The sequence below is a fragment of the Streptomyces sp. NRRL F-4489 genome (assembly GCF_001509485.1).
Classification (GTDB): Bacteria; Actinomycetota; Actinomycetes; order Streptomycetales; family Streptomycetaceae; genus Streptomyces.
Genome location: NZ_LLZI01000264.1, coordinates 1 through 11,822, shown reverse-complemented (window position 1 = coordinate 11,822; position 11,822 = coordinate 1). Strand labels below are relative to the sequence as shown.

Genomic DNA, 11,822 nt, shown 5'->3' with positions numbered 1-11,822 from the left:
GTTCCGGAGTGAAAACTCATTCAACAGACTGTTGAATTCCGTATACGGGCGGGCCGTCCCGCTTTTCCGCCGATTCCCGGGATTCCGCGCCAGGGGCGGCGCGGCCCGCGGCAGCCGTGCTCCGCAGGCCCCGGCCCGCGACCACGAACCAACGATATGGGAGGTACTGGGTGTCCGAAACAGAGCTGGTGCTGCGGTCCACGCGCGTCATCACCCCGGAGGGGACGCGCGCCGCGTCCGTCGCCGTCAGCGGCGGGAAGATCGCGGCCGTCCTGCCGCACGACGCCGAGGTCCCCGCCGGGGCACGGGTGGAGGACTTCGGGGACGACGTCCTGCTGCCCGGCCTGGTGGACACCCACGTACACGTCAACGACCCGGGACGCACCCACTGGGAGGGCTTCTGGACGGCGACCCGCGCGGCCGCCGCGGGCGGTATCACCACCCTCGTGGACATGCCGCTCAACAGCCTCCCGCCCACCACCACCACCGAGAACCTCGAGATCAAGCGCGAGGTCGCGCGCAGCAAGGCGCATATCGACGTCGGCTTCTGGGGCGGTGCCATCCCCGGCAACGTCAAGGACCTGCGCCCGCTGCACGAGGCCGGCGTCTTCGGCTTCAAGTGCTTCCTGTCGCCGTCCGGCGTCGAGGAATTCCCGGAGGTGGACCGCGAGCAGCTGGCCGCGGCGCTCGGTGAGATCGCCGGCTTCGGCGGTCTGCTGATCGTGCACGCCGAGGACCCCGGCCACCTGGCCGCGGCCCCCGAGGCGCACGGCCCCAAGTACGCCGACTTCCTCGCCTCCCGGCCGCGCTCCTCCGAGAACGAGGCCATCGCCGCCCTCATCGAGCTGGCCCGGAAGCTGGACGCGCGGGTGCACGTGCTGCACCTCTCCTCCAGCGACGCGCTGCCGATGATCGCCGCCGCCCGGGCCGATGGCGTGAAGATCACCGTCGAGACCTGTCCGCACTTCCTCACCCTGACCGCCGAGGAGATCCCCGACGGCGCCACGGAATTCAAGTGCTGCCCGCCGATCCGCGAGGCCGGCAACCAGGACGCGCTGTGGCAGGGCCTGGCGGACGGCACCATCGACTGCATCGTCTCCGACCACTCCCCGTCCACCGCCGACCTGAAGACCCCGGACTTCGGCTCGGCCTGGGGCGGTATCTCCTCCCTCCAGCTCGGGCTGCCGGCCATCTGGACCGCGGCCCGGGAGCGCGGCCACAGCCTGGAGGACGTGGTCCGCTGGATGTCCGCCGCCCCCGCCGACCTGGTCGGCCTGGGCAGCAAGGGCGCCATCGAGCCCGGCCGGGACGCCGACTTCGCGGTCCTGGCGCCCGACGAGACCTTCACCGTCGACCCCGTCGAGCTCCAGCACCGCAACAAGATCACCGCGTACGCCGGGAAGACCCTGTACGGCGTCGTCCGCTCCACCTGGCTGCGCGGGCAGCGGATCAACGACGGCACCACCCTCACCGAGCCCCTCGGCGAGCTGCTCGAAAGGCCGCGCGCATGACCACCGGCGACCTGCCCCGCTACACCGGCGACGCCAGTCCCTACGGCGGCGGCGACCCCTATGCCGACTACCGCTCCCCGGGCCCGGCCGGCTTCCCCTTCTCCCACCTGCCCGACCTCGCCGACCGGCGGCTGGGCGCCGGGGTGATCGCCGCCAACGACGAGTTCTTCGCCGAGCGGGAGAACCTCCTCAAGCCCGAGGACGCCCACTTCGACCCCGAGGCGTTCGGCCACAAGGGCAAGATCATGGACGGCTGGGAGACCCGGCGCCGGCGCGGCAGCGACGGCGACCACCCCTTCCCGGCCGAGGGCGACCACGACTGGGCGCTGATCCGGCTCGGCGCGCCCGGCGTGATCCGCGGCATCGTCGTCGACACCGCCCACTTCCGCGGCAACTACCCGCAGTCGGTCAGCGTCGAGGGCGCCTGCGTCGAGGGCTCGCCCTCGCCCGCCGAACTCCTCGCCGCCGACGTCAAGTGGACCACCCTCGTCCCGCGCACCGCCATCGGCGGGCATGCCGCCAACGGCTTCGCCGTCCACGCCGAGCAGCGCTTCACCCACCTCCGGCTCAACCAGCACCCCGATGGCGGCGTGGCCCGGCTCCGGGTCCACGGCGAGGTCGTCCCCTCGCCGCGCTGGCTGGCCTCGCTGGGCACCTTCGACCTCGCCGCGCTGGAGAACGGCGGCCAGGTCGAGGACGCCTCGGACCGCTTCTACTCCTCCCCGACCAACACCATCCGCCCGGGCCGCTCCCGCAAGATGGACGACGGCTGGGAGACCCGGCGGCGCCGCGGCAGCGGCAACGACTGGGTGCGCTACCGCCTCACCGGGCAGTCCGTGATCCGCGCGGTGGAGATCGACACCGGCTACCTCAAGGGGAACGCGGCCGGCTGGGCGCAGCTCTCCGGCCGGGACGGCGACGACGGCGAGTGGACCGTGCTGCTGCCCCGCACCCGGCTCCAGCCCGACACCGTCCACCGCTTCCTGCTGGACGACGCGCCCGCCGTCACCCACGTCCGGCTGGACATCTACCCCGACGGCGGCATCGCCCGGCTCCGGCTGCACGGCTCCCTCACCGAGGACGGCGCGGCCCGCCTGGCCGCCCGCCACCGCGAACTGGGCGGCTGAGGCCAGGGCTCGCGCGGCCCGTCGCACAAGTCGCCTGAGCCAGCGCGGTCCTGATGCTCCGTCAGGACCGCGCGCGCGGCCTCTGCCCCTCCGCGCCCTGTGACCCCTCGCCCAGCGGTCCCGTGCCCCTGTGTCCCACATCTCCGTCCGCCCCCCGTCCGTCGCCCGGTCCCGGCCCGGGACCCGGCTGCGGCGCCGCGCCCGTCGCGTGCCGTCACCGCGGGAAACGGATCACCCTTCCACCGAGTTTCAGAACATCACCTCATACGCCCGAAGGAGGTAGCCGTACCGGCGCGCCGCGGCCGGGCGGGCCTGGCCGGTGTCGATGCCCTGCTGCACCGCCGCCCGGGCCGCCTCCGCCAGCTCCGGCGCCGGCTCGGCGCACAGCGCGAAGAAGCCGCGGGCCGCGTCGGGGAAGGCGTAGTGCTCCGCCATCGCGCGGTGCACCGCGGCGCAGCGGCCGCCCCGGAACGCGGAGTTGGCGGTGAGCGCGATCGCCGCGTCGGCGGGCTCGGCGGCCAGCGCCAGCCGCGCGGTGTACGACGGGAACGCCTGGCAGCCGGGGCGCGGCCGGTAGCCGGCGATCTCCCGGTCGGTCAGCCCGCAGGCGTCCGCCAGCCCGGCCAGCCGCGCCAGCGCCCGGGTCTCGCCCTGGGCGAGCAGATCGAAGAAGTCGGCCACCGGCGGATCGCCGTCCGCGCGCCGCGCCAGGTGCTGGAAGCTGATCCGGTCGGCGGTCAGGACCTGGTACTGCTCCAGGGCGAGGGTGGCGAACACCGACCGCGGCGCCTTGCCCTCGGCGATCCGCTGGACGAGCCGGTTGGCGCCGTCCTCCGGGGCGAGCGCCCGGACAGCTTCCGCCAGGACGTCGGCGGCGCTCGGACGCGGGGCGCCGGCGGCGGGTCGGGCCATGGCGGTCTCCTCCGGGGGCGCGGGGGCGCGGGGCGGGGCCCAGCGTAGGTCCCGGCCCCCGCCCCGGCGGGGAGGCGGCCCGGCGCCGCCCGCCCGGGATCACCTCATTGCCCGCGCCGCCCGGCCAGCGCGTCCGCGACGAAGGTGTCCAGCACCCCGTCGCCGACCACCACCGGGATTCGCTTGCCCTTCAGGTCCACGTAGACGTAGGACTTGGCCTTCGCCACCAACTCCGGGATACGGGCGCGCAGTTGGCGGGCGGTGGCGGTGTCGCCGGACCGGTCGGCCTCGATCAGCCGCAGCGCGTCGCGGGCCGCGACCGCCCAGGCGCGGGTGGCGTCCAGCCACGGCGCGGTCTCCCGGACGAAACCGCGGCCGGGCAGCCGGTCGCGCAGCACCCCCGGTGCGTCCCGCAGCCCGCGCAGCACCGCGTCCAGCCGGCCGGCCCGGCCGTCCTTGCGGAACCGGTCCAGGGCGGCGGCCAGTTCGGGCGCCTGGTGCGGGTTGATGGCCGAGGTGTAGTTCACGTCGGCGAAGGCCCGCAGGGCGCGGGCGGCCCGGGCGTCGCCGCCGGCCAGTTCGTCGATGGCCGCGCGCCAGGAGGCGCGGGCGTCGTAGCCGCGGTCGTTCCAGGTGTAGTCGGCGACGGTGGCCAGCGCCAGGTCGGAGGCGGTGGGCTGGATCATCGGATTCGCGGTGATCCCGGCCAGGGAACCGGGCAGCCCGGCCCCCCGCGCGTTGTACGGGCCGAGCATCAGCCGCTTGCTCACGTAGTCGTTGACCGGGTAGTTGTCCCAGACCAGGATCGGATGCCCGAACAGCCGCCGGGCCTGCTCCGCCTGGGCGGCCGTCATCGTCGGCGCGATCACCCCCACGCCCGTCCACTCCACCAGCACCCCGCGGTCCAGCCGGGTGGCGAGGGCTTCCTTGTACGGCGTCCGCTTGAGGTCGGCGTACTCGGTCGGCACCATCTGGAGCGGCGCGGCCCCCGGGTGGCGGGCGATGAACTCCCGGTTGACGCGGTTGAGCAGCTGCGCCTGCGCGGCCCCGGCCGCGCCGCCGCCGGTCCCGAACTCCTCCTTGTCGGCGGCGCAGTTCCACTTGGTGTAGCTGATGTCGTCCAGCGGGACGGCGAAGGTCCGCACCCCGGCGTTCCACAGCGTGCCGAACTTCGCGGTCAGCGCGCGCACGTCGGCGTCCGAGCTGTAGCAGACCGACAGCCCGGGGGAGAGGGCGTAGGTGAACGCCACGTGCCGGGCGCGCGCCCGGTCCACCAGTTCCTTGATCCGCGCCAGTTGGTCCGCGGGGTAGGGGTCGCGCCACTTCTCCCGCAGATAGGCGTCGTCCTTGGGGGAGTAGACGTAGATGTTCATCTTGTGCCGGGCGGCGAAGTCCAGCTGCTCCAGCCGGGCGGTGTGCGACCACGGTGTCCCGTAGAAGCCCTCCACGACACCGCGCAAGGGGGTGGCCGGCCAGTCCCGTACGGCGGTGCCGCGCACCCGGGCGCCGGGCCGGTCGCGGTGCGGCAGCAGCTGGCGCAGGGTCTGCGCCGCGTAGTACGTGCCGGCGGCGTCCTTCCCGGCCAGCGCGATCCGGCCGCCGCCCACGGCCAGCGCGTAGCCCTCCGCCGGAAGCCCGTCGGTGCCGCGCGCGCCCAGCTCCGACAGCGCTGTGCGGGCGGCGGGCCCGTCCACGTAGACGGTCAGCCGCCCGCCCCCGGGGGCGGCCCGGGCGGTCCTCCGGACGACGTGCCGCGCGCCGGCGTCCTTCAGGGCGCGGGTCACCAGGGCCAGCGCCGGGGCGTCGGCGTGCGGCCCGGCCACCAGGTCCACGGTCGCGGTGACGGTGGCCTGGCCGGCGAGGTCGCGGACGGACCGGGGGACGGGGGTCAGGGCGGCGCGGGCGGGCCGGGCCCCGGCGGCCTGGGCGGCCGCGGTCCCGGTGGCCGGCGCGGCCCCGGACGGCCCGGCCAGGCCCGCCAGCGGGACCACGGCGAGGGCGGTGGCGAGGGTGGTGACGGCCGCGGTGCGCGTACGGTGCATCCTTCGGTCCTCCTCGGAGCGGCGAGGTTCACGGACGAGTCTGGTGCGTGCGTCGCGCCGGGGGCGGGCCGCCGGGCGCGCGTCGGGCATCGTGCGGCAGCAGGGTTCACCCGATCGCCGGGCGGGGGCAAGGGGGCGTCAGCGGGACTTGGCGGCCATCACCAGCAGGCTCATGAAGGCCAGCAGGACGTGGGTGGCGACCACGTAGATGAAGACCCGCACGTACAGGCCGCGGGGCGGCTTGTTCTCGACGTAGCGCCGGGGGGCCGCCGGATCCGGGGCCGGGGGCGGTGTGGACGGGGCGGGGGCGGGGTTCTCGGGCACGGCGGACGGTCCTTCCCTTCCGGAACGGTGAACGGGGGAGGTGGCGGGGCGGCGGTAACGGGGGCCGGGTCGGCGGTATCGGGCGCGATGGTGCGGGGTCAGCCCCCGTGGCGGTCCGGCAGGCGGCCGCCCCCCAGGCACAGCTCCGCGGCGCCGCTCTGGAGGAGCGTGTGCACGAACAGCAGCTCCGTCCCGCTGGACGAGGCGGCGGCCAGCCGGTGCGGGGTGAGCGAGTCGAAGTGCGCCGCGTCCCCCGGCTCCAGGACGTGCACGGCGTCGCCCAGGGTGAGCCGCAGCCGCCCGGTGAGCACGTACAGCCACTCCTCGCCCGGATGGACCCGCACCAGGTCGCCCTGGGCCCGCTGGGGGACGTGTACCCGCAGGGCCTGCATGGCGCGGCCGGCGCCGCCGGCGGTCCAGTACGTCCAGCCGCCGGCCTCGGACGGTTCGGCGCGGGCGGCCCGTACCACCGGGTCCGGCTCCGGGGCGGTCTCGCCGAGGAGGTCGGATACCGTGGTGCCGTACGTCCTGGCCAGCGCCAGCAGCATCGGCAGCGACGGCTGCCGCTGGCCGGTCTCCAGCCGGGACAGATGGGCCGGCGACAGCCCCACCCGCCGGGCCGCGGTCTCCAGCGTCAGCCGGCTGCGCCGCCGCAGCTCCCGCAAGCGGGGCGCGACGGTGGTCAGCTCCTCCGGGGCGGGGCCGGCGGGCGGGTCGGGGGGCTCGCTCATGGTTCCGGTATAGCCAGCCTTCGCCTCAGAGGCAAAAGTTTTGCCTCGCAGGCAAAAAGCCCTCGGCGGGCGGTGGTGGCGGATGTGGGGAGGAATGGAACGTTCCGGGGCGGAGTGCGCTGATCGTGCGCGGTCCGTGTGAACTCCCGGGAAACTTCCGGCCCTTGGGATTGACAGGGGCATGTCTACGCGCGTCATGCTGGTCCGCATGAGAATCCCCCCACGGATGACCAGGATCGGCGCCGCCGGCGCCCTCGTTTCGGCCCTCCTCCTCGGCGGCACGGCGGTCGCCGCGACGCCCGCCGCCACGGCGCACCCGGCCGCGGCCCGCACCGCCGCCGTGCACACCCTCCGCACCGTCCACACCGCCTCGGTCGGCAGCGTCTGCTACTCCAAGCTGCCCTCCCAGGCCCACGACACCATCGACCTGATCAACAAGGGCGGCCCCTTCCCGTACCCGAAGGACGGCACGGTCTTCTCCAACCGGGAGGGCGTCCTCCCGGCCCAGAAGAGCGGCTACTACCACGAGTACACCGTGGTCACGCCCGGCTCCCCGGACCGCGGTGCGCGGCGCATCGTCACCGGGCAGAAGAGCCAGGAGGACTACTACACCGCGGACCACTACGCGACCTTCGACCTCGTCGACTTCGGCTGCTGAGGCCGGCGCCCGGCCGCCGAAGGCCACCGCGCGCAACCATCTGACCGACCGTCCGGCGGCCGGGGTGCCCAGGCACCCCGGCCGCCGTTGTGCTCCCCCGCGACCCCCCGCCCCACCAGCCACTTCGTCCTCACCCGCGGTCATTCTCGACGGAAGGGGCGCACAGGGGCGCACCCCGCGAGAGGATTGTCAGTGGCTGCCGGTAGCGTTTCGGCAGAAACGAGGAACGGGCGGGCATCGGCGGCGAAGAGGCCACGAAGCGGCCGGCCGGCGCGGCGCGCCCGCAAGGAAGTGCTGGTCCGCCGTGCGCCGCGCCACCGCGGCCCGGGCGTCGGAGAAGAAGGAAGGACGGCGAACTGCCGTGTATCGCTGGGAGATCACCCGGGCCGCACTGGCGCAGCGCGTTTTCGCCATCGTCCGCAGCAGGACCTACGACGAGGCGAGCGCCACCGCCGACACCCTGCTGTCGGCCGGCCTGACGAGCCTGGAGATATCCCTCACCACGCCGTTCGCGCTGGAGGCGGTCACCACGCTCTCCCGCGAGCTGGGCGACGACGCGCTGATCGGCGCCGGCACGGTCCTTGACGCGGCGTCGGCCCGGATGGCGGTGGACGCCGGTGCCCGCTTCCTGGTCGCGCCGAGCCTGGACGCCGACGTCATCCGCACCGGCCACCGCTACGGCGTCCCGGTCTTCGCCGGCGTCGCCACGCCCACCGAGGCCGTGCGGGGCCTGGAGCTGGGCGCGGACGCGCTCACCCTCTTCCCGGCCGCCGGCCACCAGCCGTCCTGGATAGGGGAGGTGGGCGCCGCGCTGCCGCAGGCGCCGCTGATCCCGGCCGGCGGGGTGACGGTCGAGTCCGCGCCGCGCTGGATCGCGGCCGGCGCCGTCGCGGTGGCCATGGGCCCGTCCCTCGCCGAGGGCGACCGGGAGACGGTCGCCAAGCGCGTCGCCGATCTGCTGGCCCGGCTCGCCGACGCGGTGCCGGAGCGGGAGGGGGAGGCCGACGCGGCGGACCCGTTCGAGGACTGACCGCGCGGCCGGAGGGCGGCGGGCCGGCCCGGCGTCCACAGGCCGGGCAGGGACTTCACCCGGTGGCCGGGCTCTGCCACGCTGAGCGCTTCCGTCCGTCCGATCGGGAGTCAGCCCACGATGAAGCGCGCCGCGACCCTGTCCGCCCTCGCCTGCCTGCTCGCCGTCACCGCCGCCGCCCCGGCCGCCTCGTACGCCTCCGCGCCCGCCGCGCACGGCGCCACGGCGGCCGCGTCCCGGCCCGGCCACCGGCCCGCGAGCCTGCTGGACGACATCCCCCGCCGCGGCGTCCTGCGGGTCTGCACCACCGGCGACTACCGCCCGTTCACCTACCGGGACCCGGCCTCCGGCCGGTACACCGGTGTGGACATCGACATGGCCCGGGATCTGGCCAAGAGCCTGGACGCCACGCCGCGTTACGTCGCCACCACCTGGTCCGGGCTGGTCGGCGATCTGACGGCCGGCCGCTGCGACATCGGCATGGGCGGCGTCTCGATCACCCTCGCCCGGGCCCGGTCCGTCTCCTTCAGCGAGCCCACCCGCACCGACGGCAAGACGCCCGTCGTACGCTGCGCCGACCAGGACAAGTACCAGACGCTGGAGCAGATCGACCGGCCCGGCGTCCGCGTCGTGGTCAACCCCGGCGGCACCAACGAGCAGTTCGCCCGCGCCCACATCAAGCGGGCCACCCTCACCGTCCACCCCGACAACACCACGATCTTCGACGAGATCATCGCCGGCCGGGCGGACGTGATGATGACCGACGCGAGCGAGACCCGCTACCAGGCCAAGATCCACCCGGAACTGTGCGCGGTCCACCCGGACCGGCCGTTCACCTTCTCCGAGAAGGCGTACGCCCTGCCGCGCGGCGACGCGCAGTTCAAGGAGTACGTGGACCACTGGGTGCACCTGGCCACCCATGACGGGACGTACCGGGCGTACGAGGACGCCTGGATGAAGTAGCCGCGCGGCAGCGCCCGTTCGGTGCCGGCGGGGCGTCAGGCGTCGGCCGGGGCGGCCTGCCGGACCGCCTCGATGGCGTCCCGCAGCACCGTCCGGTGGTCGTCCGCCCGCCGGACCACCGCCAGGCGGCTCGGCGGAAGGCCGGCGACGGGCCGGGCGACCACGCCGGGGCGCTGGTAGAGCGCGGCGTTCCCGGCGGCCAGCAGCACCACCCCCAGCCCCTCCGCGACCGCCTCGAACGTCTCGTCCGCACCGGCCACCACCGCCCCGATCCGCACCGGCCGGCCGCCGCGCTCCGGCACCGCGAGCCAGTGGTCGCGCAGCGCCCCGGCGCTCTCCGGCAGTGCCAGGAACGGTTCGTCGAGGAGCGCGGCGAACGGTATCTCCGCGGCGCCGGCGAGCCGGTGGCCGGCCGGCAGCGCCACCCAGCGCGGTTCGGTGGCCACCACCTCCACCGCGAACGACTCCTGTTCGGGGAACGGCAGCCACAGCAGCGCCAGATCCGTACCGCCGTCCGCGAGCCCGGCGGTCGCGTCGTCCCACGGGACCTGCCGCACCCGCACGCTCCAGTTGGGGCGCAGTTCGGCGAACCGCGCCCGGAGGGCGGGCAGCAGACCGCGGCCCACACTGGTGGACACCCCCAGCGTCAGTACGGCCGCCTCGGCGGCGGCCGCGTCGCTCACCGCCCGCTGGGCCTCGTCCCACCGCGCGACCACCTCGCGGGCCCGGGGCAGCAGCGCCGTACCGGCGGCGGTCAGCGCCACCGTGCGGCGGTCGCGCCGGAAGAGCTGGACCCGCAGGCCCTCCTCCAGCTGGCGGATCTGCTTGCTGAGCGCCGGCTGGGAGATGAACAGCCGTGCGGCGGCGCGGGTGAAGTTCAACTCCTCGGCGGTGGCGAGGAAGTACCGCAGATCGCGGATATGGGCGTCCATAACCCTTGGCTATCAGAAAAGGTCTTGGACGGGGAGGGGAGACCGGCCGGAGGATCGGGGCATGGACACCTCGCCCAAGCCTCAACTCGCTGATGACGGACGTGTGTTGGACGCCGGTCGCTTGTCGAGTGACGACCGTTCGCTGGACCGCAGTCGCTGGGGGCGGCTGGTCGCCACCGTCATTGTCACCGTCGCGGCCGTCACCCCGGGGCTGATGGCGCCCGCCCTGGCCGCGCCCGTCCAGCATGCGCTGGGTCTGTCCGGGACCGCTTTCGGGGCCGCCGTCACCTGCTTCTTCGCCTTCACCGCGGCCGGTTCCCCGGTGGCCCGCCGGGTCGTGCCGCGGCTGCCGGTGCGGGCGGTGCTCGGCGCGGTCGGGCTGCTGGCGGCCGCGGTGCTCGCCGGGCTGGCGGTGGCCGACCGGCTGTGGCAGCTCTGCCTGCTGCTGGCCCTCGCCGGGTTCGGGAACGCCTTCACCCAGCCGGTCGCGGCGCGGGTGATCGCCGCCGATATCGCGCCCGGCCGGCACTCGTTCGCGGGCGGCCTGTTCGGCGCGTCGCTCGGCGCCGGACCGTTCCTGCCCGGGCTGCTGGTCACGCTGGTCGCGGCCCCGTACGGCTGGCGGCCCGCGCTGTGGACGGCGGCCGGGCTGGCCCTGCTCGCCCTGGTCGCCGCGGCCCTGGCCCGGCCGGCCCGGCCCGGGGCGGACGCGCCGGAGGCCGTACCGGCGGAACGCCCCGGCGGTACGGCCCGGCCGGTCGCGGCCGCCGCGCCGCGCACGGTGGGCCGGGTGGTCGCCGCCTGGACGGCCGCCGCGGCCCTGGCGACCATCGGCAGCAACGTCGGCGCGGCGTACTTCATCCAGATCGGCACCGCGTCCGGCTTCTCCGCCGCCACGGCCGGGACCCTCCAGATGCTGGCGAGCGTGCTCGGCATCGCGGTCCGGCTCGCCTCGGGCGGCCTGGCGGACCGGGCGCCGCACCGCATCCCGTGGACGGTCACCGCGATGATGCTGACCGGCAGCGCCGGGCTGGCGGTGATCGTGGCCGGCACCCCGGCGGCGTTCGTGGCCGGGGCGCTGCTGGCGGTGGCCGGCGGCTGGGGCTGGACGGGGTTGCTGCTCGCGGCCACCATGCGGCTGCTGCCCGGGGAGAGCGCGCGGGCCGGGGCGGCGATGCAGGGCGGGCTCTTCGCCGGCGCCGCGGTCGGGCCGCTGTCGTTCGGCGCGCTGTCCGCGCAGTTCGGCGTCGCGGCCACGGTCGGCGTCGCGGCGGCCGGCCCGCTGCTGGGCGCGCTGCTGCTGGCGGCGGGGATCCGGGCCTTGGGACGGGGCGCGGGCGGGGCGGCGAGCGCGAGCGCTGCCGGCCACGCGGCCGGCCCGGCGAGCGCCGAGCCCGCCCCGGCGGCCATCCGGGCGGACGCCCCGCAGGGCCGGTGACCACCCGACCCCGACCGGCCAGACATCCCACGACGCGCCGCCAACCGGGAGCGCACCCGACGCGCCGCCAACCGGGCGCGCGCCCGGCCCCGGCCCCGTCTCCGTACCCCGCCCGCACCCCGCCCCCAGGAGCCCCCATGCCCGCCGCCCCCAC

The 11,822-nt window shown here is 75.6% G+C and carries 11 protein-coding genes; 6 read left to right on the top strand and 5 right to left on the bottom strand.

The genetic code is table 11. The features are described from left to right. Nucleotides 1–170: 170 nt before the first annotated feature. Both allB and alc read left to right on the top strand, forming a co-directional pair. Nucleotides 171–1,511, top strand: coding sequence for an allantoinase AllB (allB, locus tag ADL22_RS27640; RefSeq protein ID WP_066985549.1), 1,341 nt, complete (start codon nucleotides 171–173; stop codon nucleotides 1,509–1,511). Beyond that, nucleotides 1,508–2,638 (top strand): allantoicase, encoded by a 1,131-nt coding sequence (gene alc, locus ADL22_RS27635; protein ID WP_066985546.1) that lies wholly within the window; start codon nucleotides 1,508–1,510, stop codon nucleotides 2,636–2,638. Before allB ends, alc begins: the two co-directional genes overlap by 4 nt. A gap of 249 nt (nucleotides 2,639–2,887) precedes the next feature. On the opposite strand, the gene ADL22_RS27630 is transcribed toward alc, so the two are convergent. From ADL22_RS27630 to ADL22_RS27615, 4 genes are all read right to left on the bottom strand, one after another. After that, on the bottom strand, nucleotides 2,888–3,550 hold the full coding sequence (locus ADL22_RS27630) for a transcriptional regulator (RefSeq protein ID WP_066985543.1): 663 nt from the start codon (nucleotides 3,548–3,550) through the stop codon (nucleotides 2,888–2,890). A 104-nt stretch (nucleotides 3,551–3,654) separates the two neighbouring features. Continuing rightward, nucleotides 3,655–5,592, bottom strand: coding sequence for a beta-N-acetylglucosaminidase domain-containing protein (locus ADL22_RS27625; protein WP_066985540.1), 1,938 nt, complete (start codon nucleotides 5,590–5,592; stop codon nucleotides 3,655–3,657). 138 nt (nucleotides 5,593–5,730) lie between these two features. Next, nucleotides 5,731–5,916 carry a DUF6126 family protein gene (locus ADL22_RS27620; protein WP_066985539.1) on the bottom strand — a complete coding sequence of 62 codons (186 nt, stop codon included), beginning with the start codon at nucleotides 5,914–5,916 and terminating at the stop codon, nucleotides 5,731–5,733. Between the two features lie 98 nt (nucleotides 5,917–6,014). Continuing rightward, the gene (locus ADL22_RS27615; RefSeq protein WP_066985536.1) at nucleotides 6,015–6,647 is read right to left on the bottom strand and encodes a helix-turn-helix domain-containing protein; all 633 of its coding nucleotides are present in this window, start codon (nucleotides 6,645–6,647) and stop codon (nucleotides 6,015–6,017) included. Between the two features lie 208 nt (nucleotides 6,648–6,855). Here ADL22_RS27615 and ADL22_RS27610 point away from each other — a divergent pair, with 208 nt between their 5' ends. From ADL22_RS27610 to ADL22_RS27600, 3 genes are all read left to right on the top strand, one after another. Next, on the top strand, nucleotides 6,856–7,305 hold the full coding sequence (locus tag ADL22_RS27610) for a ribonuclease domain-containing protein (RefSeq protein ID WP_066985599.1): 450 nt from the start codon (nucleotides 6,856–6,858) through the stop codon (nucleotides 7,303–7,305). Between the two features lie 361 nt (nucleotides 7,306–7,666). Then, a complete protein-coding gene (locus tag ADL22_RS27605) occupies nucleotides 7,667–8,335 on the top strand; it encodes a bifunctional 4-hydroxy-2-oxoglutarate aldolase/2-dehydro-3-deoxy-phosphogluconate aldolase (protein ID WP_066985533.1) in 669 nt (222 codons plus the stop codon). 120 nt (nucleotides 8,336–8,455) lie between these two features. Beyond that, nucleotides 8,456–9,298, top strand: coding sequence for a transporter substrate-binding domain-containing protein (locus ADL22_RS27600; protein ID WP_066985529.1), 843 nt, complete (start codon nucleotides 8,456–8,458; stop codon nucleotides 9,296–9,298). A 35-nt stretch (nucleotides 9,299–9,333) separates the two neighbouring features. Here ADL22_RS27600 and ADL22_RS27595 read toward each other — a convergent pair whose 3' ends face one another. Continuing rightward, nucleotides 9,334–10,230 (bottom strand): LysR family transcriptional regulator, encoded by an 897-nt coding sequence (locus ADL22_RS27595; protein ID WP_066985527.1) that lies wholly within the window; start codon nucleotides 10,228–10,230, stop codon nucleotides 9,334–9,336. Nucleotides 10,231–10,351: 121 nt separating this feature from the next. Between ADL22_RS27595 and ADL22_RS27590 the strand changes: the two genes are divergently transcribed. Continuing rightward, nucleotides 10,352–11,668, top strand: coding sequence for an MFS transporter (locus ADL22_RS27590; RefSeq protein WP_066985524.1), 1,317 nt, complete (start codon nucleotides 10,352–10,354; stop codon nucleotides 11,666–11,668). The last annotated feature ends 154 nt before the right edge of the window (nucleotides 11,669–11,822 follow it).